This is a genomic window from Paenibacillus sp. SEL3 (genome assembly GCF_054602585.1).
Window position 1 is genome coordinate 4,416,019 of the sequence record NZ_CM137725.1, and the last position, 23,630, is coordinate 4,439,648.

A 23,630-nucleotide genomic window follows, 5' to 3' on the forward strand; every position below is an offset into this window, starting at 1 on the left:
TTCAATAAACGGACCTTTTCACGCACGATTTTGGCTTCGGTTCCCGAATTGGAGACGGAGGGGCTAAATCTAGCATTACCTTGTCATTCGAGCTTAAAAAAATCCATGCCGATGGCCGGCATGGATGAATTTCTACTATTTTTGGCCTTTGAACTCAGTGGGAGGAACGCCCGTTATCTTCTTAAAGACACGGCTAAAATAGTTTGGGTCCTTATAACCCACTTCAAAGCTGATTTCCTTCAGAGCAAGGTTACCCTCCTTGATCAGAGAAATAGCTTTATCAATCCGTAGCCGGGTTACGAAGTCGATGAACGTCTCTCCGTATTCCTGTTTGAAAATTTTACTGAAGTAGTGGGGATTCAAATGGACAAAATCAGCCACTTCTTCCAGCGAAAGCTCATCGTTGAATCGTTCCTCGATATACATTTTCGCTCTGCCCAGCATAGTCAGTGTTTGAACCTCCCGCTGTTCGCGTATCCGTTGCAGTGCTGACATGACGTACGTCTGCTGAAGCATTCCATTCTCCGCTTTGACGGCAAGCACAGAAGCGTTTCCAGCCTCTGACGACTTCAGTTCGTCAAAGTGACAGTAACCTCCATCCCGCTTGCGTAGGGTGGAGGCAAAAACGGCTTCGAAATAGGACTTGCGAAGTCCTTCCTCGCCGCTATGCAGCGATCCGATTCCAATGGCCGTCTTAATGCCAAGTTGCTGGTGGGCAAGCTCGGAGAGCTGCTGAACGAGGTGTTTAACCAACTGGCGCCAGTCGTTTTCGCTGGTGGCAGGCGGCTTGCATAAAAAAGTGGCTACATGATGGTCGATCAGGGAGCTTACAATGGCATTCGGGCCATGTGTTTTTACATAGCTTCGGAAATGATCGTAAATTTTCTTTTTATCCTGCTCGTCCGTATATCCGTCAAAGGCGGCAATGATGGCGCTTCCCTGATCAAGAGGAAAGTCCAGCCATTCTGATAGCTGGGAAGCGCTCGAATCCACTGTCTGGTCGACCATAAGCATTAAAGCCAGCTCATTTTCTGCGAGCGGCATCAGCTGTGAGATTTTGTGCCTAAGCTCCAATTCTTCCGTACGTGCTCGCTTCTCGCACTCAATTTCTTCAATCAGTCGTTTCAGTGTGCCGATGATCAGTTCTCGCTTCGCCGGCTTCAGAATATATTCTTTTACGCCCAAAGAGAGCGCCTTCTGGGCATAGGCAAAATAATCGTAGGCAGTGACGAGCACGAATCGGGTATCGGGAAGCCGCTCCTTTAATTCACGAAGCGCTGCAAGCCCGTCGATTCCGGGCATATTGATATCCAGAATCGCAATATGGGGGCGGTGCTCTTCCGCACATTCAATCGCCATGCGACCGTTGCCGGCATGAATAAACCGGAATATCCCCGGCATCGCCCGTTCCACTGTCAATTCCAGTCCTTCTCTCTCTAAAGCCTCGTCATCCGCGATTAACAACCGATACATCAGTCTACTCACTCTCCTTCTTGACTGGAATTCGTATGGTTATGGTAGTACCTCGTCCGGTACTGCTACTGATTTCAACCATTCCTTCTTTTCCGTAGAACAACTGCAGCCGCCTAAACACATTTTGCATTCCAAGTCCTGTTGAACTGTCACTTTCGACTTTGCCTTCAAGACGGAGCACGGACAGTCGGGTTTCCTCCGTCATACCCTTTCCGTTGTCTGAGATTTCAATTTGTACATCCTCGTTCGCTCGCGACAACGTCAACGTGATAATGGCTCCGTCCTCCATATCTGCCACACCATGAAGAAAAGCGTTTTCAATAAATGGCTGGATCGTCAAGGCCGGAATTTGCTGCTGAAGAACGGAAGCGTCAAAGTGAAGATTAAAGAGAATTCTGTCCCGAAAGCGTGCCTGCTGGATGGTTACGTATTCGCGAATATGATCCAGTTCCTCCTGAAGTGTTACGGGTTTGTCCAGCTTCTGCAGGCTGTACCGTAGTAGATTGGACAGCGAGACGATCAGGTCGCTGGTTTTCTCCGCCCCTTCCAGGATCGCCAGCTTGGAGAGCACATTTAAGGTATTGAATAAAAAATGCGGGTTAATTTGATTTTGCAGAGCCAGAAGCTCCAGTTCCTTCACAAGCCGCCGCATTTCCAGACTCTGTTTATCCTTCTCAATGAGGATGCTCAAATCGGCGGACATTTGCGAAATGGCGTCCGACAGTACGCCTAGCTCGTCATCCCGTCGCGGTGGGGGCTTGATATTCAGATCACCTGTAGCGATTCGCTTTGCCAGTCCAACAAGTCTGCCGACAGGGCCAGTAATGCTGCGCGAGATCCAGATTGCAAGCAAAACCCCCATCAGCGCGTTCATGCCGAACAATGCCACTCCTAAAACGTTCATTCGCTCATTTTTGTTCCGAATGTTCTCGATGATCGGCCGGTAATAGGCCAGTTCAGCATCGATCAGTCGCTGTCCCTCCTCATGAATATAGCTGACGGTTTTCTCCGCTTCAATATAATGTTCAAAAGCCGATTGAGGATCTTGTGTATTTGCATCCAGAACTGCGGCTTGTTTCTGTTCAAGAAATGTGGTCAACAAATTCACGTAGTCCTCCTCGGCGAAGGAAGGGTCGGTCGAGTCGGAGACTTCTTGGATTTTGCCTTTCAACTGCATTAATTGGTATTCTGTCGGACCCTGCATAGCCTTATCGTCCCTTGGATTAAGCAGATAGGCATATAGGAGCTTTAAGTTGCTCTCCGCCGATTCGGAGGTTTGCTCGATGAGGAGAATGCGGCCAAGCATTTCATCGTAGCTCTGTTGTACGACCTTTCCGCTTTGGAATACAAAATAAGCGATGATATTGGCGAACACAACTAGAAGAGGGATGAACAGAAGCAGCTTCGTTCTGATCGTCATCGTCTGTCATCTCCGGACATGTTGTCGGGAGTGTCCGCATGCACTTCATATATCCTGGTGTATGTTAGTTGCTGGGGATCATTCCCCTTTAGATAATCATTCAGCAATTTTATGGCCTTAGCCCCCATTTCCTCTGGCTGTTGAACAAGGGTCAGTTCGATTTTGCGATCTTTGATTGCTTTCAACGTCTCAGCCATATCGTCAAAAGCAAAAATCTGCAAATTCCGCGCGCCGCGCCGCTCCGAGGCTTCCAGAATGCCAAGGCCGTCCAGCGCACTGAATCCGACCATGTAGCGGATCTGCGGATACCGGGTGAGCATGTTTTGGGCTTGCTGGGCTGCCTGAAGCCGTGAAATATTTGAGGAGCGAATCTCCACAATGTGGAGATTGGGATAGCGGCTGATCACGGAGCGAAATCCGGCAAGCCTAAGTCGCTGATTCTCGACGTGCTCGCTACTGATCATAACTCCAATGTCGCCACGCTCTCCAGAGGCTTTCGCTAACAGCGCGCCCATCTGTTTTCCTGCTCCTTCGTTATCCGTTCCGACGTAAGCCAGCCTTCGGGAGTCCGGTTCGTCCGTATCGATCGCGATGACAGGTATGCCAAGTCCGGCTGCTTTGTCGATTAATCGTCGATACTCCGGATCATTTATCCCTTGAACCAGAATTGCATCCGCCTTGGCAGCGATCGCTTTATCCAGCAGTTTGATCTGCTCGGACGGATTAATGCGGTCTGGACCGATATAATCGAGCCGCATACCGTACTGTTCCGCTTCTTTTCGGGCTCCTTGTTCAATGGACCGCCAGTAATAATTGTCTAGCTCTTGCGATATCAATACCACTTTTGTATCGGAACCCCCGTCGTTTGGTGAAACCGTCTTCAATTGTTCTGCAAATTGGTGGATTTGAAAGGAAGACAGAGTGAACTGAAAGAGCAGCCAGGCAAATAGCAGGAAGACTGGGATAAGGATAAATGTCCATTTACGGTTTGACATGTCTTGCTCCTTTGTAAATATTTAGAGACTTAACTCATTATACAGTAACCAAAGAAGCGTAGGCAGCTATCGCCAGCATAAGCGCGATTATTGAGGAGATGGAAGTCGAGCAGGCACTAAATGAATTCCGTGGAAAGATAGCATTGGAGATAGGCCCCTACCAGTAGGATTAGGACATTTTTAAGTCCAGAAACTGCTGCAGGGGCTTAAGTATATAAAAATAACCTCACTAAATCAGACCATGCTTTTTAAAGCTGTGAAACAGTCCATCTTCATCCACAGCATCCGTAATGTCATCTGCAATGGCTTTGAGGTCCGGTTTGGCATTTCCCATGGCAATTCCTAGGGCACAATATTCAATCATTTCAGCATCGTTCATCCCGTCTCCGATAGCAATGGTGTCTTCTTGGGATCTTCCCAAATGCTCAATAAGCTTTTCAATAGCTACGGCTTTATGAATACCGGGAACCATTAGCTCACCACTGTCTTGCCCGAAAGCAGATACAGTACATTGAATAACCTCAAATTTCCCTGCGAATTCCTTTTTGATTTGTTCAAAAGGAACATTTTTATTTTCCAAAAAACATGCTTTGTTCACGTCACTACGGTACAGGTTGTCCTCTCCTATAGTTAGGCCGGTGATAAAAGGATGCGGGCGTTGTTCTTTTTTTTCTCTGGCTACGGGATCATTGTCCACATCTCCATAGATAAGCCGTTCCACATGGGGCAGAAAGTTTTTACTCGCAAACAGTCCCCCGTTCGATTCCAAATAAAAGTCCAAATCATGTTCATCAAAGTAATCGACCATATGTCTAACATCTTCATCCGATACTTTGTGGTGATATAACATCTCGCCTTCGATTTCTACAAAGCCCCCGCCAGCTCCGATGATCCCGTCAAAACCGACCTCCATGATAAAATCATAAATCTCCGCTTTGGATCGGCCAGTGCATAAATAAATCAGATGTCCGTTCTTTCTCGCTTCGATACATGCTGTTTTTGCAGATTCGGGAATCATACCATCATCATTCACTAGCGTTCCATCTATATCTAAAAAGATAATCTTTTTGTTCATCTTAGGCTGCTCCTTGCTCTCCAATGTTTTCTTTTATGTTACTACATTTACCGCACTTAAAGTACATATTGAACTGAAAAAACACTAGATAGAAAGAGAGAAGTGGGATGGATCAAAATGGAAATGGGAAACCCTCTGATCACGCGAAAGTTAGGATTTTTGACACCTAAATACGAAACTGGTCATGATTTTGATAACGCTTTCCACAGGCCTATTGCTACAATGACGGTATATACCCATTCTAATTACCGGAGGTTGAATGCCGTGTCATTTAAAGTAGCTTTTATTGGAGCAGGAAGCATCGGTTTTACCCGTGGAATTTTGCGAGATCTGTTATCGGTGCCGGAATTTAATGATATTGAAGTGGCTTTTACGGATATCAGTCAGCACAATCTGGATATGGTTACTGAGCTGTGCCAGCGGGATATTCGCGAGAATGGTTTGTCCATACAAATACAGTCCTCTACGGACCGTAAGATAGCTTTAAAGGATGCCAAATACGTCATTTGTACGATCCGGGTTGGCGGGCTGGAGGGCTTTGCAACCGATGTGGATATTCCACTGAAATATGGCGTGGATCAATGCGTGGGCGATACACTGTGTGCAGGAGGGATTATGTACGGTCAGCGTGGTATTGCTGAAATGCTGGCCATCTGCAAGGATATCCGCGAGCTAAGTGCACCGGATGTATTGCTGCTGAACTACTCGAACCCCATGGCAATGATGACGTGGGCCTGTAATAAATACAGCGGTGTGCGTACAATCGGTCTATGTCACGGCGTACAGCATGGGCATCACCAAATTGCCGAGGTGTATGGTCTGGAGAAGCAGGATGTGGACATTGTGTGCGCCGGAATCAATCACCAGACGTGGTACATTCAGGCGTCACATGAAGGCAAGGATCTGACAGCCGGGCTGCTGGAGGCTTTTGAAAAACATCCCGAATATAGCCGTACCGAAAAGGTGCGCATCGACATGCTTCGCCGTTTTGGCTATTACAGCACAGAGTCGAATGGTCATCTAAGTGAATATGTACCTTGGTACCGGAAGCGTCCGAATGAAATTATGGACTGGATTGATCTAGGCAGCTGGATCAACGGAGAAACAGGCGGCTATCTGCGTGTATGTACAGAAGGACGTAATTGGTTTGAAACAGATTTCCCTAACTGGATGAAAGAAGAGCCATTGGAGTACAAGGCGGAAAATCGCGGTGAAGAGCATGGTTCATACATTATCGAAGGTCTGGAAACCGGACGTGTATACCGGGGGCATTTTAATGTCGTTAATAACGGTGTGATTTCCAATTTGCCGGACGATGCGATTATTGAAGCGCCTGGATATGTGGATCGGAATGGTATCTCCATGCCACATGTAGGAGACCTTCCGCTCGGTCCTGCTGCCGTCTGCAATGTAAGTATTTCCGTCCAGCGTTTGGCTGTCGAAGCAGCTGTACATGGTGACGACATGCTACTTCGGCAAGCGTTTATGATGGACCCGTTAGTGGGCGCGGTGTGTAATCCCAAAGAAATTTGGCAGATGGTCGATGAGATGCTAGTGGCACAGGAAGCATGGCTGCCGCAATACGGAGCAGCGATTGCCGAGGCGCGCCAACGTTTGGCTGCAGGCGATCTGATTCCAACCCGGCCTTATGAGGGAGCAGCACGACTTAAGGTGAAGACGGTTGAAGAAATGCAACTGGATCGGGATGCCGCCAATAAAAATGCAGGACAATCCGACAAGGGCAAGGATCGCGAAAAAGTGTAGAACAACAAGGGCAGAGATTGACTTCACAACAATAAAAGGGTGTTTTCACGGTCATGAGGGCCTGAAAACACCCTTTTGCTGTCGATAGATATAACGATTTGGCATAGTTGGCGTTCTGGAGTTTATCATTGTCGATTTAGGCTGACGGAAATTAAAGAATACGGTCTTGCTTTTTATGAATTTGCTCTTTTGCCGTCGATCCTAAATCTCCCGAAAGCTTGTTATAGCAGGGATGTTCAACAAATGAAGAAACCGACTTCAGAAAAAGAGGGGCCGTGATGAACCACTAGGGTGGCAATTCATATGCCTAATTAATAATGTAGTCCTTAATTTATTCAATTTACAGCAGATTTCCAGCTCACTATAATCTAACATAGGAGGTGACAAAAAGGGGAAAATGTGAGCGCATGCACAAATAGAAAGCGCTTACCTTTCGCAACTATGAACGCCACTTTTTTTGGAGAGAGTAGAGTAGGCGTAACTCACAATTAATCATGTAACAATCAGGTGCCGACATAGGAAGATTCAACAAAATCCACGGAAAGATAGGTGAAGCAATTGAAAACAAAGCAAGTGCTTCGTAAAGGAATGAAGTATGCTTTTGCGCTATCACTCGTCGCAAGCAGCTTTCTACCAGGTGCAGGATTTACGGATAAAATACATGCAGAATCCCATGTCGATAATCCTTACCAAGGAGCGACAAAATATGTTAACCCTGATTATGCGGCTAGTGTCGACACATCGATTGCCAAGATTACAGATGCGAACCTGAAGGCAAAAATGCAAACGGTCAAAACGTTCCCGACAGCCGTATGGCTTGATCGTATCGCTGCTATTAACGGCGGTGGAGGCAAGCTTGGCCTGGAAGCGCATTTGGACCAAGTATTGGCGCAAAAGAAAGGCAACATGCCGATTACGGCGGAATTCATTGTGTATGATCTGCCCGGACGAGATTGTCATGCCTTGGCTTCCAATGGTGAATTGCCGTTGACTCAGGCAGGTCTGGAAACGTACAAAAAGGATTATATTGACAAAATCGCTTCTATTTTTGCGAATCCCAAATATAAGGATATTCGCATCGTAGCGATCATTGAACCGGACAGTTTGCCAAATCTGGTAACCAATCTGGATACTCCCCAATGTGGACAAGCCAAATCTACAGGAATTTATGAGGCTGGCGTTAAATACACAATGAATAAGCTGAACGAGATTCCGAATGTGTACAAATACGTGGATATCGGTCACTCTGGTTGGTTAGGTTGGGATAACAACCGTACAGCAACGGTATCTCTGTTTACAACTATCTTCAAAGATACTAGCAAAGGTTTGTCCAGTGTGGATGGCTTTATCACGAATACAGCCAATACTTCACCGTTGACAGAACCGAATCTGCCTGATCCCAACCTGAATATTGGCGGGCAGCCGATCAAATCATCCAAATTCTACGAATGGAATCCTAATTTCGATGAATCGGATTTCGCTGAGTCCTTGCATAGAGATTTTGTCAATGCAGGCTGGCCAAGCTCGCTCGGCATGTTAATTGATACCGGCCGTAATGGATGGGGAGGACCTAACCGTCCGACTTCCGCAGTCGGCAATGATATTAACTCCTATGTAAACTCAGGTCGTGTGGACAAACGTTCGCACCGTGGTAACTGGTGTAATAGCAGCGGAGCAGGTATGGGAACGCCGCCACAAACGGCTCCAGCTGGCCATATCGATGCCTATGTCTGGGCGAAACCTCCGGGTGATTCCGATGGTTCCAGCTCACTCATTCCGAACGATGAGGGTAAAGGCTTTGACCGTATGTGTGATCCTACCTATACAACCAAGGATGGCACATTAACAGATGCTTTGCCGAATGCACCTATTTCAGGAGCTTGGTTCCATGATCAGTTTGTGATGCTGGTACAAAATGCGTACCCTGCAATCGTGCCTTCCACTGGTGGTGTGGACCCAGCGCCTACAGCTCCAGCTGTACCGTCTGGCTTAAAGGCCGTAGCTGGTAATGCTCAAGTGACGCTGACTTGGAGTGCGTCTACTGGTGCCGATAGCTACACGGTAAAACGTGCCACTAGCGAAGCAGGTCCTTTTACAGCCGTTGCCCCTCTTGTAACAGAAAGAGAGTACACAGATAAGGGACTGACGAACGGAACAACTTACTTCTATGTTGTAAGTGCTACGAATGCGAAAGGAACAAGTAAGGATTCTGCAACGGTAAGTGCTGAACCTAAAGGTACACCGACTGATCCAACAGAACCAGCGGGTGATCTGGTTGTAATGTACCGGGCCGGGGACACCGACCCAGCGAATAACGCAGTTAAGCCTTTCCTTAACCTGAAAAATAAAGGCACAACACCCGTGAAGCTGAGTGAGCTGAAAATACGTTACTATTTTACGAAGGATGGCAGCCAAGAGCTGCAATCCGTAGTAGACTATGCGCAAGTAGGCAATGATAACGTGCTGCGTACCATTACAGACAACTATATTGAAATTGGTTTCAGTGCTGCTGCCGGCACGCTTGCTGCTGGAGCGCAAACAGGTGATATTCAGATCCGCATGAACAATAGCGACTGGTCTAACCTGAACGAATCCAATGATTATTCCTTTGATCCAACTAAAACCTCTTATGCAGAATGGAACAAAGTAACGTTGTTCCACAATGATAAGCTGGTGTGGGGAATCGAACCTTAGGATTTGGCCAGAACATGTGCCCTTGAGTGATTGAAAAGTAGTAAAAGAAGGCTACGGCATAACTGTCGTAGCCTTCTTTTACGTCTTCGAATAAAGAATTTGATGACCAAGGGAATAAGCATTGAAATTGTGTATAATGAAAAAAAGAATGCTGTTTCTACTGTGGAGGGTCATCATGAGCAAAAAGTTAATCTTAGATGTAGATACGGGCATTGACGACGCGCTTGCTATTGCGTACGCGGTCCATTCGCCGGAATTGGAGCTACTCGGTATTACAACCACCTTTGGCAATATCTCGGTGGAGGAGGCAACACGTAACTCACTGATTCTGCTGGAAAAACTAGGGGTAGAGGCTCCGGTCGTGTCTGGGGCTCACAAGCCGTATGCTCGGGAGCTGTTCAAACCTTATTCTCGGCATATTCACGGTGAAGACGGTATTGGCAATCAGTTGAAAGGAGCGCCCTCCCGTCAGGCTGCGTCTGGGGATGCCGCTGATTTTATAATCGGACAGGCTCGTCGCTATGAGGGCAAACTTACCCTGGTAGCTGTGGGACCGCTGACCAATCTTGCGATTGCATTGGATCGCTGTCCCGAATTGCCCCAATTGCTTGAGCGCCTGATCATCATGGGCGGCGCGGTCACAGTGAAAGGGAATGTAACTCCAACGGCTGAAGCGAATATTTACGCCGATCCAGAAGCCGCAGCCTATGTGCTGGGAGCGGGCTTTTCGCTTACGCTCGTCGGGCTGGACGTCACGATGCAGACACTGCTTCCCCAGCAGGATGTGGACAAATGGCGTGAGCAAGGGACCGAGCTGGGCGCGTTTATGGCAGATATGACAGACTTTTATATGGAAGCCTATCGCAATTTCAGACCTGGCATTGCAGGCTGTGCTTTGCATGACCCTTTAGCCGTAGGGTTGGCTATTGACTCCAGTTTTGTGGAGACGCGTCCAATGCACATTGCCGTCGAGGTGGGCGATTCCACCGAGGTTGGTCGCACCCGTGAGATGCAAAATGAGAACGAAGCTCAAGCACTGACTACGGTTGATGTGGCACTTGAAGTCGATGCGGAGCGATTTTTGCGTCATTTTCTTAGCCGGGTGGTATAAATTAGCCGGGTGGTATAAAAAAATAATTCAAAGATTGCCGATGAATCTGCATCGGCAATCTTTTGTGCATACATGTTTAAGGGCTTTCATCTAGAGGTGGACTCACCGCTATAAAAATCCCACGTCATGGTATAATATGTGCAATTGGATAAAACTGCCAGACTACAAAGGAGGAGATTGATTGTGTTTTCTGCTGCTCGACGACTACCTTTGCTGGAACATATGTATAATCATGCCCCGACAGGAATCGTGATTTTGTCGAGGGAAGGGAAGTGCCTGTACGTCAATCCCGCCTTTTGCAAAATGGTCGGATATGAGCAGGAGGAATTACTGGATATCCGATATTACCATCTCTTGTATAAAGAGGCTCAGGATCAGCGAGGGTTGAGGGAGGCTTACGCAGGTTGGCTACAGGCTACGGATCAAGTCTATAAGACAGAGCTACGTTTGAAACATAAACGGGGAACATCCGTCTGGCTATCGCTGGAATTAACCATATTTGATGATGAGGCTACCGAGCAATCATATTTGATTGCGTATGCAATGGATATCACGGAGAAAAAGGACATGGAGCAGGTGCTTTCGGACAATGAGGATCTGTACATGCTGATTACCGAAAATACGCCGGATGTTATCTCATATAGCACGGCGGACGGCATACTCCAATATATCTCTCCTTCGGTGGAAAAACTCCTAGGCTATACGAAACAGGAGATGCTTGGGAAAAAACGATTGCAATTTTACCATGTCGAAGATGCCGATTACATGCGTGTACATGGAATGTTCAAGGAAACAGGCATCATGAAGCGGCGTGTTCGTCATAAGGACGGGCACTATTTGTGGCTGGAAGTATCGTACCGCATTATTCGGGATGAACGGGGCAGAATCAAGCGAGTTCTATCCATCGGACGAAATATCACAGAGCGCCAGAAGAGCGAGGAGAACCTGGCAAAAGCTCAACAGTTGGCGATGTTCGGCTCATGGGACTGGGATCTGGTCAACAATGTTATGCATTTTTCCAAGGAATTTCGCAGCATATTTGGCTATTGTGTCAAGCCAGTTGAAACAAGTATTGACGCGTTCATGGCGGCTGTTCATCCAGAAGATACAGAGCGCATGAAACAGATTATCACCAACGTTATATTGAAGGGAATACACGAAGAGACCTTTTACCGAATTGTATTGCCGAATGGGGAACAAAAGGTACTGCGTTCAATCTGGGAAGCTGAAATGGACGAGCATGCAGGCATGCCTGTTCAAATAGTCGGGATGATTCAGGATGTTACAGAGCACCGGGAAATGGAGCAACGTCTGCGTGAAAGTGAAAACCGCTATAAGTCACTATTTCAGCATAATCCACTCGGGATATGCGCCGTGAATATGGAAGGGAATATCTTGAGCGTGAATCCGAGTTTGGAGGAGCTTACGGGGTATACGAGGGATGAGTTGCTTGGAGCTGACATACTTATCATGGCTTCCTCTGAGGAACAGGACAAAATCAAGCATCACATGGAGCTGGCCCAGCAGGGTGAGACGCAAACCTATGAATCGGAATTTATACATAAGGAGGGGGAGCGTCTATTCATCAAGATGACGAATATTCCGATTTTCGTACAAGATGAAATTGTAGGCTGCTACGGGATTATAGAAAATGTTACCCCTCTCAAAAGCTACATTGCTCAAATTGAAAAACTCAGTAATGAGCATTCGCTTATTTTAAATGCCGTATCCGAAGGGATTGTGGGTTTAAGTAACGAAGGACATGTCCGCTTTATGAACCCGGCAGCTGTCGAGATGTTCGGCGTAGGATCGGCCAAACCGCTGAATGGCGCATGCATAGACATGATCCGCCATGCTGACGAAATTGGCAGTCATTTTCCGGACGAACAGTCCTCTATTCTTCAAGCGATTCGAAGTGGAGCCTCTTATCAGGCAGAGGAAGCAGTATTTTGGAAAAAAGGCGGGTCCAGCTTTCTGGCCTCCTATCGAATCAGCCCTTTGATGGATAATGGCGAGCGAAAAGGGGCTGTGATGGTTTTTGTAGACAGGACGAATGAAAAGGAGATCATTCGGGCCAAGGAGTCTGCTGAACGCGCCGATCGGGCCAAGTCAGAGTTTCTCTCTGTGATGAGTCATGAGCTCCGTACACCGATGAACGGCATTATAGGTATGGCAGGGTTACTCGCAGATACTGAATTGGATGAGGAGCAGCGTAGCTATATAGACATTATTACCAGTAGCAGTGGTGCTTTAATGCAGATATTGAACGAGATACTGGATTTGAGCAAAATCGAAGCTGGTAAAATGTCTTTGCTGCACGAATCCTTTGTGCTAGATGACGTGGTCGGCAGTGTGGCTGACCTATTCATGACGCAGGCTATGGAAAAAGGCATTGAGCTGGAATGGCATGTGGATCAGGAAATGCCGGGGATGCTGGTCGGTGATCATGTGCGTATTCGACAGGTACTAGTGAATTTGGTGAGCAATGCGATCAAATTTACGGAGCGAGGGCGTGTAAATATCTTTGTGGAGAGAAAGGCTTACAGCCGTCGTAAAAATAGATGCCTGATTGAGTTCAGTGTTACTGATACTGGAATCGGTATTCCAGCAGACCGCCAACATCTATTGTTTCAGCCTTTTTCCCAGCTTCATCCGGCACTGAACCGAAAATATGGAGGGACAGGCCTAGGCTTGTCCATCTGCAAAAACCTGGTCAAGCTAATGGGAGGTTCCATTGGTGTGGATAGCGACGAGGCCAAAGGAGCAACATTCCGGTTCCAGCTGGATCTTAAACTGCCGGAAGGGCAAACGCTTGCCAATATATGCCGTGATCAGCCTTATGATTCAAAGGAAGGCTAAAAAGACATAGCCGTGATGCAGGATGCATCACGGCTATTTTTGTAAGAAATGTTCAAAGAAAAGATTGACAAACTGTCCTAACTGTACTATTAATAATAGTACAGTTAGGACAGTTGAACATGTATAAATGAATTTGAGCCAGTGTTGAAAGGAGGAAGTCCATGTGTTCGAGCTGGATATCCGCAGCCGTAAGCCGATCTACGAACAGCTTATGGAGAAGGTCAAGGAAATGATCATGTACGGATCGCTTCAGCCGGATGAGCAATTGCCTTCTGTACGGGCATTGTCCGCTCAACTTACGGTGAATCCGAATACGATTCAGAAGGCGTATCGCGAGCTGGAACGCGAAGGATATATCTATTCCGTTCAGGGCAAAGGCAGCTTTGTCACGCCTACCCAGCAGCAGCCGCAACAAATGAAGCGGGATGAGATTCGGGTGGCATTGTTAAAACAGATGATCGAAGCTGTCCATTTCGGTTTTACACAGCAGGAAGTGGACGACATATACGTGGAAGCTATGCAAACAAAGGAAAGGGGGATGTCCCTTGATTGAATTAAGGGAAGTCACAAAGACATTTACAGAAGAAAAGGCTGTCGATCAGCTTGCCCTTACGGTAAAGAAGGGCTCCATTTTTGGACTGCTGGGCTCGAACGGGGCAGGGAAAACGACCTTGCTCAAAATCATTGCCGGAATTTACCGACCGGATACTGGCAAGGTGCTAATCGGTGGTCAGCCAGTGTATGAGCAGCCTGAAGTCAAGCAGCACATTCTGTTTTTACCGGATACCCCTTATTTTTTCCCGCAAGCGACAATTCGTCAGATGGCCCGGTTTTACCGCTCCATTTATCCAAGTTGGAGTGAGGAACGCTACACACAGCTTACGGATATTTTCAAGCTGGACCCGAAGCGCAAACTTCACCGTTTTTCCAAAGGGATGAAGCGCCAAGCCGCTTTTTTGCTTGCCTTGAGCTGCATGCCTGAGCTGCTGGTTTTGGATGAACCCATTGATGGTCTGGACCCAGTGATGCGTAGAATGATCAAAAATCTCTTGTTCCAAGAAACCGCTGCACGTGAGATGACCGTCGTGATCTCATCTCATAATTTGCGTGAGATTGAAGACATGTGTGATCATGTCGGCATTATGCACCAAGGTCGGATGCTATTGGAAAAAGAGGTCGATGACCTCAAATCCGATACGCATAAGGTGCAGGTTGCTTTTCGGGACAGCATGCATGAGGAAGCTGTCTGTAGCCAACTTTCGGTCGTACATAAGGAGCGAAGGGGCAGTGTTCTGCTGCTTATTATCCGGGGTGAGCGAGAGCGGATTGCGGAGACGATTGAAGCATACGAGCCGCATGTGTTCGATTTGCTGCCGTTGACGCTTGAAGAAATTTTCATTTATGAAATGGAGGACGCAGGTTATGACATCCAACCGATTCTTCTGTAGCGGCGGCGTAATTCGCCAATGCCTGAGACAGCATGGCTGGATCGGTCTACTGTACTTGGCGGGATTACTGTTTACAGTACCGCTGTCATTGTTTATGAGCATTGGTGATGAACAACCACGAGTGGTTTTAAAAAGCTTGTTCGATAGTACAAACTCGGGTAATGAATTGCAAAAATTGATTTTAATGACTGTACCGGTGCTGGCAGGTGTGATGCTGCTTCGTTTTGTTCAGCGACAGGGGCCATCCGATTTGTATCACAGCCTACCTTTGCGTAGAGAGCATCTATTAACGTCACATTTAATTAGCGGTCTTATTCTTTTACTTGTACCTGTATGGCTGACTGCGGGAGTAACTGCTTGGGTTAACACGTCAGTCGAACTGCCTTATATTTTTCAAATTAATGATGTTGGATCGTGGGCTTTGGTCGTGTCCGTCCTTACGATTTTCTTGTTTACTTTTACTGTGTTTGTAGGGATTTGTGTGGGACAATCGTTGCTACAGACCGTAGTAGTGTATGTTTTGCTGCTATTGCCTCAGTTTCTATTCATGATGATAGGGCGTTTTCTAGAACGTAATTTATACGGATATGTGCGGGTGCGAGAAACCGTTGTTCAATATATTAATGGTGGGGAGTTTCGCAGCAATAATAATGTTTGGGAAAACTTATCGCCGTTTGTACGCATTATGGACAACTTGCCACAGTGCGCCTTTTCCTACATGGAGTTACTTGCCTATTTAGGTATCTCTCTGCTGTTTGTCGCCTTGAGTTATGGTTTGTATCGTAAACGCTTGGTCGAAAAGGCGACTCAGGCCATAGCATTTCCTTTCTTACAGCCTTTGTTCAAGGCAGGAGTCATACTATGCGCCATGCTTATACTAGGCGATTATTTTAATAATGCAGGTACAAGAGGAGCTAATTGGTCGATTTTTGGGTATGCACTTGGAGCTATTTTAGGCTATATCGTTGTAGAGATGGTCATTCGCAAGACGTGGCAAATTATGCGTGTTCGTGCTTTAGTGGAAATGGTCGTGTACGGTGTGATCATGGGGCTGGTACTATATATCCCGGTTTCAGGTTGGTTGGGTTATGAGGGGCGGATTCCAACAGCACACTCCGTAGAAAAAGTTTATGTCGGGCGAGAGGAGCCTCTAGGGGGAGATGCAGAAAAAGAAGCGTATTACTCCCAAGACAGGGCCTATATCACCTCTGTGCTGAATTTACATCGAGAACTCGTACGTGCACATGCAGCTGGCGAGAAAATGTTGTCCAAAAACCTGGCCGTCGAATCGGCATTCATAGTCTACCGTTTGGATGATGGTTCCACCATGACTCGCCGCTATACATTCCCGGAGAAGCCTTTCCGGACAGAACTGACTAAAGTTATGGAAGCAGAGCCTTATAAAACGGTAAGATACAGGCTGGATAAGCTGCAAGGAAAAGCAGAGACGATTAATATCCAATCCGTAGATGATAGTGAAAGACGAGTGGTTTTAACCAATCCAAAAGAAACTCGTGAATTTGAAGATATACTCAGAGAAGAAGTATTAAATATGAGCTATAGCGAGATGCAATCAGAGAAATATCCATTGGGGAGTGTTTCTATTACAAATAAAGAGTCATCCTCTATCAATAACGAACCGAGCTGGCATCGTGAATTTTCATTTGAATGGCCGGCTTCCTATCACAAGCTTACAGGTTGGCTAGAGCAAAAAGGTTATGCGGATAAGGTGATCATTGATTCCAAGGATATTTTTTCGATACGGGCTGTTCCTATTATTGCTGAAGAGCTTGAACCTTATCAATCCAATCAGTATATTGAAGACTATAAGCTATTTAAAAGCATCCAACAGAAGCATAAAGCAATAACGATTGAAGATCCGAAGCTCTGGAGCACTGTACTGGAAAAGCGCAGACCCTATAGCTATACTCCAAATATGGCGAAAGGCACTTACCTGGTTCAGGTCAAGATCAAACCTTTATTTAGTTCAGACCCCCATACACGCTATTGCTATTTTACTCCGAACGATATGACACCGGAGCTTGCGAAGGCATTACCGACAGTTCCTTAAGTGGGACAGCATCTGGTTTGGATGGCATATGGACGGAGGTAGATAAACATGGGATGGTTCCGACACGACATATAACAACCTCACCGACGGGCAAGAGCTCCTCCACATTAGAGCTGACATAAAATAGATGTACAGAGAGATACAACGTAGAACATACAGAGAGAAGAGTTCAATAACGTACAGCTCAATGGTGGAGGAGCAAAAATAATATGAAATATACAGAAGATCGTGAATTTCTACAGTTCTTGGAGAATTATAAGCAGTCATTTTCCGGATGGGATTTTTCATTCATCTCGGATACGGGACGTGTGGCGAGCGAGCCCTTGGAATGGTCTTATGTCAGCAAGGCTATGAAGTTTATTCATTCATCCAAGGCGATGCTGGATATGGGAACAGGCGGGGGAGAGCTATTATCTCGGCTACGCCCTTTTCCAGAGATCGTATGTGCGACAGAAGCGTATGCACCGAATGTTCCTATCGCCAAGGAAAGATTGGAGCCGCTGGGTGTGCGCGTTATGGCTATACAGGATGACGATTCCCTTCCGTTTGGCGATGCCGGGTTCGACCTCGTGCTGAATAAGCATGAGTCATTTTCGCCAACGGAGGTGCGGCGTATTTTGCGACCAGGTGGGACGTTTTTGACTCAACAGGTAGGGGGCCTAGATTGTGCGGGCATCAACGACCGTTTGGGAGCACCTGATTACGAGTATGCGGACTGGACCCTTTCTCAAGCACTTGCAGGTTTGAAAAGCAATGGCTTCGAAATTTTAGAGCAGCAGGAACAGTTTCCGATACAGCGCTTTTACGATATTGGAGCGATTGTCTATTACTTAAAAGCAATCGAATGGCAGATTACAGACTTTCAGCCGGAGAAATATATAGAACAGCTATATGGTCTGTATTTAGATATTAAACGTGATGGCTATTGGGACGTGAAGCAGCACCGTTTTTTGATCCATGCCAGAGCAATATAAAGAAGATTCGATGACAAAAAGGCCTTTCCCGTGGGGGAGGCCTTTTTTGCCATACGCAGCTTGAGTAATTCATCGCTGGGAAGATCGGATAAGGCTTTTTTTTCCTCCTCTCGTATACTAATCTTTACCATAATTGTACAATGAAGAAGCAATGGCTTCTGTCTCATTTCATTCAATTAGTTATAGGGGGATGTACATGTCTGATCCAAAGGGAGTTATAACCAAGCCGGAAAAGGATGAGTCTGTTCGGACAGCATGGTTTTGGCCATGGTTGGGCGGTACGTTTATGTTTGGATTGTTTTCAGTCATGTTTAATGTAGTTTGGAGTATGGTTGTGGCACCCCAAGTGCAGCTTCTACTGAGGCATGAAGGTGTAACGGATACAACTGTGATTGTAATACTGCTTCTATATGCATGGATTATCGGTCTCATCTTTGCAGCTTATGGTGCCTTGAGTGCGCGTATGTCCAGCATGGGCAAGCTTTCGCTGATGCTGACCGGGCTATTATCATTATTATGTGGGCTGTGGTTGTGGATTGTAGGAATACAAGGGTCTGGTGGTCAACCTGCTGAAGTGTCGGGAGGGGCGTGGGGGCTCTTTTCATTCTATCATGCTTGGGCGGAGCCTGTGTTAGAGGTATTGGGTCCATATACACAGCATGGCGAAATCTGGTTTCTACTGGCTGCACTGCTGCCGATAGTTGGCATGGTAGTAGGAGTTGGGGTGAATCGTTATCCAGCGCTAATCGACAAGAATGGTAAGGTGGATCATAGATGGCAATGGATTGTTGCTGCGATATCTGCTGCGCTCGTCATTGTGCTGACGATTACACTGATGCTTCCTCAACGCCCATACATTGCAGAGAGAGATTTTCCGGTAGTTGACGGGGCTACAGCGGCCATTCCGTTTGCGCAGGATATGCTGCATGAACTGACCGGAATGAGCAAGGCGCGAGCAGCGCACGAACTGAGATTCAACACGACCCATCAGGCATATGTCAATTTGATCAAAAAGAAGGCGGATCTGATTCTGGTGGCTGGTCCTTCCGATGAGGAACTGCGGCTGGCGAAAAGTCGGGGAATACAAATGAAGCTCACACCCATTGGGTGGGATGCGTTTATTTTCCTCGTACATCAAGACAATCCGGTTAGAGGACTTTCTTCGGAGCAGGTTCGCCGTATATATGAAGGGGCTATCCGCAATTGGAATGAGGTAGGGGGCAAGGATCAGCCGATCATTGCTTATCAGCGAGAAGAAAATTCAGGCAGTCAGACATATATGCAAAAGAAAGTGATGGCAGGCCATGAAATGGCTGACCCGCCACGTGAACTACAAATTGGCATTATGGGTGGTATGATTAATGCAGTCGCAGATTTTAACAAGGATCACAACGCGCTCGGATATTCATTTTATTATTTTGCAAATGTGATGCATAATCGTCAAGAGGTCAAATTTTTGTCTATTGATGGAGTGAAGCCGAACAAAGAGCACATCCGCTCGAAGCAATATCCATTCACAGCTCAACTGTTTGTAGTCACACGGGAAGGTGAGAAACCAAGCCCTTCGATGCAACGATTACTCGAATGGCTGCAAAGTGAAGAAGGAACTCGGGCCATCGAAAAAGGCGGCTTTGTTCCTGTAAACTCGTAATCCTGTAACGCTGGTTTGCATTCAGTCCATTCCGTATATTCACCTTAAGAGTGAAACGAAGACAGCAGGGTAATACATAGAATATACATGGCTGTGAATACAATACCCGCACAGCCATGTATATCACCAACATAAGGGGATGAACGAAAATGAAGAAAAAAACATCGGTCTGGGTGCTTTTACTCGCCGTAGCCATAGTGACAGCGGGGTGTGAAACAGGCTCACAAACAAGTTCGCAAACAGGACAAACGGCTCAAAATGAGCAAAAGGGTGCCGTCTCGGCACAAGCGAATGGTTCGGGAGCGACTGTAGATACACCGAAAATAGGAGGACAAGCAACCACAGACACTACTATAGCGAAAGTCCGCATGGACAATATTACCGCGTTGCGTTTGATCGACGGCCAATCCGGCTGGATCGGCGGAAATGGCTGGATTGCCCGAACGGACGCGTCTGCATCCGGTTCAGTCGGATCGACGTGGAATGTGCAATATCAGGGCCAAGGTACGGTTCAGCAGATTTTTGCCTTGAACGGGCAGCAAGGCTGGGCTGTTATGGCAGACAGCGGATCGCTGCTGGCCACTCGCGATGGCGGCAAACGCTGGGAGGTTGTTGGGACTGTACCTGAGCAAGGGCAAACGGGCTTTTTACACTTTGTATCATCCAAGGAAGGGTTCAGTGGCAACCAATATACGAAGGATGGCGGGCAAAGCTGGTCTTCGCTCCCCGTGCCTGGCCACATGGTAGGACAGCCATATTACCATGATCGGCAAAACGGCTGGGCGGTTACGCAGGACACAAACCGTTCATTCCAGATTTTACATACCGTTAACGGGGGCCAAAAGTGGACTACTGTCATGTCACGGACAACGGAGGCGCCTCTAAATGGAGCCATTATTCGTTCGGTAGAACGTGGCAACGCATGGATCGAGCTGGTTGGAGATACGGGGATGAATCAGACGTCGTATTCGCTTTGGCATACTGCCGATAGTGGACAAAGCTGGCGTCCTGTACTGGCGAATGCCACCGCTGGCGGTGGCCCGGCACCAGGTATTAGCCAGCAAGACAATCAGGTTCCTAAAAATGAAGGGGCGGCACCAGGTATGCTCTATGCGGTTAATAGCAGTACCGCATGGATGGGCGGTTATTGCGCACCGTGCGACAAGCCCAATACGATTGGCTGGACGACTGACGGCGGCAAGACGTGGAACAATGGAAAGCAAGGCTTTGACGGTTATGGCGGTCAGCAAATCGGGATGGCAAATGCCAAAGAAGGCTGGGCTATTTTTTCGGACTCAGAGCAGGCCCCAGTTATGTACACTACCTCGGATGGTGGACAGCATTGGACGCAGAGCCATGTATTTGATAAGCCTGTGACACCAGGCTCCTAAGGAGGGAATGCATATGAGCCAACATAAGAAAAGTGTGATCACATGGACGGACGGTCGTGAAGTACCGCTCATCGGGCAGGGCACGTGGAATATGGGCGAAAAAGCCTCACTTCGGCAGGAGGAGATGCGTGCGCTTCAACTTGGCTTCGAGCTGGGCATGTTGCTGGTGGACACGGCTGAAATGTATGCGGAGGGCGGCGCAGAAGAGATCGTCGGAGAGGCCATTCAGGGGCGCCGGGACGATGTCTATCTTGTCAGCAAGGCTTACCCTCATCATGCGGACCGCCAAGGACTGGCTCAAGCGTGCGAAGCGAGCTTAACCCGCATGGGAACGGATTACATGGATATGTATTTGTTGCATTGGCGAGGGAATATTCCACTGGAAGAGACAATAGAAGGTATGGAAAAACTGCGTGAGCAGGGCAAAATCCGCAGCTGGGGAGTGTCCAATCTGGACAAGTCCGACATGGAGGAGCTATGGAGCCTGAGTGGAGGCGAAGCCTGCGCTGTCAATCAAGTGCTGTATCACGCGGCTTCGCGGGGCATCGAATATGATCTGCTACCATGGAGCCGTGCGAATGGAGTGCCTGTGATGGCCTATTGCCCGATTGCCCAAGGTGGTCGCCTGCGACGGGGCCTGCTGGAGCATCCTGTTATGGTAGACATTGCTGCCAGCCACGGGGTAACTCCATCGCAAATTGCGCTTGCGTGGGTCATACGAGACGGTGATGTCTGGGCCATTCCGAAGGCGGTACAGGAATCGCATGTACGAGAAAATGCAGCGGCAGCAAGTATTCGGCTCACCCCTGAACAACTTCAACAAATAGACGAAGCTTTTCCTCCGCCGATGCGGAAGCAGCCGCTGGATATGGTTTGAGGAAGGAGGAGCCCATGACAGAGCGAGAGACAGAACTGCATGAGGTAGATGATCATCTGGATTATGGATTATCCGTTGTATTCATCGGCTTTAATCCCAGCCTGAAATCAGGCGAGGTAGGACATCATTATGCGAATCCGCGCAACCGCTTTTGGCGCATACTTGAGGGAGCAGGCTTGACACCTCGCTTGTACAATCCATCGGAAGATCGGGAGCTGCTGAAGCTGGGCTTTGGTTTTACGAACATTGTTTCCCGTCCCACGAGGGGAATGGAGGACATTGCACGCGAGGAATACGCCGAAGGACGTCTGAAGCTATACGAGAAGCTAAAGGAATACCGCCCGAAGGTTGCTTGCTTTGTCGGCAAAGGCGTGTACACCGAATACAGTAAAAGATCCAAAGTAGATTGGGGATTTCAGCCTGAACCGCTAATTCCTGAGATGCATGAATTTGTGGCACCTTCGTCTAGCGGACTGGTGCGCATGTCGCTGGAAGAAATCACAGATATTTATCGCCGTCTTCAAACGTTCCTTTCGTCAGAAATATCTGAAATGCAGTAAGTACGGTGAATATAGCTAGTACAAAAAGAACCACACGCTTCGGTCCCTGCTGGGAAGAGCGTGTGGTTCTTTGAGCTGTTTCTATTGTAAGGCTTTCGCCTGCCATGCCTGTTCCACGGGAACATAGGGATATCCCAGATCACGTGCGACCGCTTCGTAGGTAATATGTCCATTCAGGACATTGGTGCCACTAAGCAGTGGTTTGCTTCTGCGAAGCGCCTCCTGCACACCCAAATCTGCGAGCTGGAGAGCAAAGGGGAGTGTCGCGTTCGTCAGGGCCAGCGTCGAGGTTTGCGGTACCGCGCCCGGCATGTTTGCTACCGCATAGTGAATGACGCCATGCTTCACATAGGTAGGCTGGTCGTGTGTCGTAATGTGGTCAATCGTCTCGACAATGCCGCCTTGGTCGATGGCGACATCCACAATCACAGAACCGGGCTGCATCGTCTGTACCATGGCTTCCGTTACGAGCCGCGGAGCTTTGGCACCAGTGATTAGGACAGCGCCGATCAGCAAATCACTTTGCGCCACGGCTTCAGCAATGTTGGACGGGGTGGACACTAGCGTATGGAGCTGATTGCCAAAAATATCATCCAGTTGGCGCAGTCTTGGCAGGCTTAGGTCGATTAGTGTCACATCTGCCCCGAGACCGATGGCGACCTTGGCAGCATTGGTACCGACCACCCCTCCGCCAATAATGGTCACTTTACCGCGTTTGACCCCCGGCACACCTGCCAGCAGGATGCCTTTGCCACCCTTTGGTTTTTCCAGCAGTTGTGCTCCAATTTGTACAGCCATTCGACCGGCAACCTCACTCATCGGAGTAAGCAGCGGGAGGCTGCCCTCAACATCTAGTGTCTCATAGGAAATAGCGGCTACACCGTTGTCTGTTAAAGCGCGGGCCAGTGCTGGCTCGGCGGCCAAATGCAGATAGGTGAATAAAATCAATCCTGGTCGGAAATATCCGTATTCAGAGGAGAGCGGCTCTTTTACCTTGATGATCAGATCCGCCTGGGACCACACGTCCGCAGCTTGCTGCACAAGAGTCGCACCCGCAGTGGCATAATCTCCATCCGTAAAGCCGCTTTCAACACCTGCGTGGCTTTCCACAAACACATGATGTCCGTGTTGGATCATTTGAGCTGCACCTGCGGGCGTTAGAGCGACACGATTCTCATTGTTTTTAATCTCTTTCGGAACCCCAATTTTCATTTCATTCACCTCTCCTAAAAATAATGGTTAAGAAAATTTCACTATCATTTTTATG

Annotated in this window: 17 protein-coding genes; 12 read left to right on the plus strand and 5 right to left on the minus strand. The window is 47.8% G+C overall.

The genetic code is table 11. The annotated features are described in order from the left end of the window. Positions 1 to 135: 135 nt before the first annotated feature. From ACYCS5_RS20325 to ACYCS5_RS20340, 4 genes are all read right to left on the minus strand, one after another. Positions 136 to 1,473: an AraC family transcriptional regulator gene (locus ACYCS5_RS20325; protein WP_459760052.1), complete on the minus strand. Its 1,338-nt coding sequence runs from the start codon at positions 1,471 to 1,473 to the stop codon at positions 136 to 138. Positions 1,474 to 1,477: 4 nt separating this feature from the next. Further along, positions 1,478 to 2,893 (minus strand): sensor histidine kinase, encoded by a 1,416-nt coding sequence (locus ACYCS5_RS20330; protein WP_039269403.1) that lies wholly within the window; start codon positions 2,891 to 2,893, stop codon positions 1,478 to 1,480. Next, positions 2,890 to 3,888, minus strand: a complete 999-nt coding sequence (locus tag ACYCS5_RS20335) for a substrate-binding domain-containing protein (RefSeq protein ID WP_318627037.1) — start codon at positions 3,886 to 3,888, stop codon at positions 2,890 to 2,892. The genes ACYCS5_RS20330 and ACYCS5_RS20335 overlap by 4 nt, the downstream gene beginning before the upstream one ends. 229 nt (positions 3,889 to 4,117) lie before the next feature. Continuing rightward, complete coding sequence (locus ACYCS5_RS20340; protein ID WP_029516082.1) at positions 4,118 to 4,963, minus strand: Cof-type HAD-IIB family hydrolase; 846 nt, start codon at positions 4,961 to 4,963, stop codon at positions 4,118 to 4,120. Between the two features lie 264 nt (positions 4,964 to 5,227). Between ACYCS5_RS20340 and melA the strand changes: the two genes are divergently transcribed. The 12 genes from melA (at position 5,228) to ACYCS5_RS20400 (ending at position 22,363) form a co-directional block, all read left to right on the plus strand. Further along, a complete protein-coding gene (gene melA / locus ACYCS5_RS20345; protein ID WP_340957554.1) occupies positions 5,228 to 6,727 on the plus strand; it encodes an alpha-glucosidase/alpha-galactosidase in 1,500 nt (499 codons plus the stop codon). 549 nt (positions 6,728 to 7,276) lie between these two features. Next, complete coding sequence (locus tag ACYCS5_RS20350) at positions 7,277 to 9,421, plus strand: glycoside hydrolase family 6 protein (RefSeq protein ID WP_165144453.1); 2,145 nt, start codon at positions 7,277 to 7,279, stop codon at positions 9,419 to 9,421. A gap of 175 nt (positions 9,422 to 9,596) precedes the next feature. After that, on the plus strand, positions 9,597 to 10,532 hold the full coding sequence (locus ACYCS5_RS20355) for a nucleoside hydrolase (protein WP_165144455.1): 936 nt from the start codon (positions 9,597 to 9,599) through the stop codon (positions 10,530 to 10,532). A gap of 183 nt (positions 10,533 to 10,715) precedes the next feature. Continuing rightward, positions 10,716 to 13,391, plus strand: a complete 2,676-nt coding sequence (locus ACYCS5_RS20360) for a PAS domain S-box protein (RefSeq protein ID WP_459760053.1) — start codon at positions 10,716 to 10,718, stop codon at positions 13,389 to 13,391. A gap of 163 nt (positions 13,392 to 13,554) precedes the next feature. Further along, positions 13,555 to 13,944: a GntR family transcriptional regulator gene (locus tag ACYCS5_RS20365; protein ID WP_029516087.1), complete on the plus strand. Its 390-nt coding sequence runs from the start codon at positions 13,555 to 13,557 to the stop codon at positions 13,942 to 13,944. Further along, on the plus strand, positions 13,937 to 14,839 hold the full coding sequence (locus ACYCS5_RS20370) for an ABC transporter ATP-binding protein (protein ID WP_029516088.1): 903 nt from the start codon (positions 13,937 to 13,939) through the stop codon (positions 14,837 to 14,839). The genes ACYCS5_RS20365 and ACYCS5_RS20370 overlap by 8 nt, the downstream gene beginning before the upstream one ends. After that, positions 14,814 to 16,910 (plus strand): DUF6449 domain-containing protein, encoded by a 2,097-nt coding sequence (locus ACYCS5_RS20375; protein WP_029516089.1) that lies wholly within the window; start codon positions 14,814 to 14,816, stop codon positions 16,908 to 16,910. Before ACYCS5_RS20370 ends, ACYCS5_RS20375 begins: the two co-directional genes overlap by 26 nt. A gap of 209 nt (positions 16,911 to 17,119) precedes the next feature. After that, the gene (locus ACYCS5_RS20380) at positions 17,120 to 17,884 is read left to right on the plus strand and encodes a class I SAM-dependent methyltransferase (protein WP_029516090.1); all 765 of its coding nucleotides are present in this window, start codon (positions 17,120 to 17,122) and stop codon (positions 17,882 to 17,884) included. A gap of 196 nt (positions 17,885 to 18,080) precedes the next feature. Further along, on the plus strand, positions 18,081 to 19,535 hold the full coding sequence (locus ACYCS5_RS20385) for a PstS family phosphate ABC transporter substrate-binding protein (protein WP_459760054.1): 1,455 nt from the start codon (positions 18,081 to 18,083) through the stop codon (positions 19,533 to 19,535). 149 nt (positions 19,536 to 19,684) lie between these two features. Next, on the plus strand, positions 19,685 to 20,926 hold the full coding sequence (locus tag ACYCS5_RS20390; protein WP_459760055.1) for a WD40/YVTN/BNR-like repeat-containing protein: 1,242 nt from the start codon (positions 19,685 to 19,687) through the stop codon (positions 20,924 to 20,926). 13 nt (positions 20,927 to 20,939) lie between these two features. Further along, positions 20,940 to 21,803 carry an aldo/keto reductase gene (locus ACYCS5_RS20395; protein ID WP_340884565.1) on the plus strand — a complete coding sequence of 288 codons (864 nt, stop codon included), beginning with the start codon at positions 20,940 to 20,942 and terminating at the stop codon, positions 21,801 to 21,803. A gap of 14 nt (positions 21,804 to 21,817) precedes the next feature. Then, positions 21,818 to 22,363 carry a mismatch-specific DNA-glycosylase gene (locus ACYCS5_RS20400; RefSeq protein WP_029516095.1) on the plus strand — a complete coding sequence of 182 codons (546 nt, stop codon included), beginning with the start codon at positions 21,818 to 21,820 and terminating at the stop codon, positions 22,361 to 22,363. Positions 22,364 to 22,444: 81 nt separating this feature from the next. On the opposite strand, the gene ald is transcribed toward ACYCS5_RS20400, so the two are convergent. Further along, positions 22,445 to 23,575: an alanine dehydrogenase gene (gene ald, locus ACYCS5_RS20405; protein ID WP_069010357.1), complete on the minus strand. Its 1,131-nt coding sequence runs from the start codon at positions 23,573 to 23,575 to the stop codon at positions 22,445 to 22,447. Positions 23,576 to 23,630: the final 55 nt, after the last annotated feature.

What these genes read in the sequence shown, in the direction of transcription:
- ACYCS5_RS20325 (WP_459760052.1), bottom strand. Translation starts at nt 1,473, where the DNA reads ATGTATCGGTTGTTAATCGCGGATGACGAGGCTTTAGAGAGAGAAGGA.
- ACYCS5_RS20330 (WP_039269403.1), bottom strand. Translation starts at nt 2,893, where the DNA reads ATGACGATCAGAACGAAGCTGCTTCTGTTCATCCCTCTTCTAGTTGTG.
- ACYCS5_RS20335 (WP_318627037.1), bottom strand. Translation starts at nt 3,888, where the DNA reads ATGTCAAACCGTAAATGGACATTTATCCTTATCCCAGTCTTCCTGCTA.
- ACYCS5_RS20340 (WP_029516082.1), bottom strand. Translation starts at nt 4,963, where the DNA reads ATGAACAAAAAGATTATCTTTTTAGATATAGATGGAACGCTAGTGAAT.
- ACYCS5_RS20355 (WP_165144455.1), top strand. Translation starts at nt 9,597, where the DNA reads ATGAGCAAAAAGTTAATCTTAGATGTAGATACGGGCATTGACGACGCG.
- ACYCS5_RS20375 (WP_029516089.1), top strand. Translation starts at nt 14,814, where the DNA reads ATGACATCCAACCGATTCTTCTGTAGCGGCGGCGTAATTCGCCAATGC.
- ACYCS5_RS20380 (WP_029516090.1), top strand. Translation starts at nt 17,120, where the DNA reads ATGAAATATACAGAAGATCGTGAATTTCTACAGTTCTTGGAGAATTAT.
- ACYCS5_RS20385 (WP_459760054.1), top strand. Translation starts at nt 18,081, where the DNA reads ATGTCTGATCCAAAGGGAGTTATAACCAAGCCGGAAAAGGATGAGTCT.
- ACYCS5_RS20390 (WP_459760055.1), top strand. Translation starts at nt 19,685, where the DNA reads ATGAAGAAAAAAACATCGGTCTGGGTGCTTTTACTCGCCGTAGCCATA.
- ACYCS5_RS20395 (WP_340884565.1), top strand. Translation starts at nt 20,940, where the DNA reads ATGAGCCAACATAAGAAAAGTGTGATCACATGGACGGACGGTCGTGAA.
- ACYCS5_RS20400 (WP_029516095.1), top strand. Translation starts at nt 21,818, where the DNA reads ATGACAGAGCGAGAGACAGAACTGCATGAGGTAGATGATCATCTGGAT.
- ald (WP_069010357.1), bottom strand. Translation starts at nt 23,575, where the DNA reads ATGAAAATTGGGGTTCCGAAAGAGATTAAAAACAATGAGAATCGTGTC.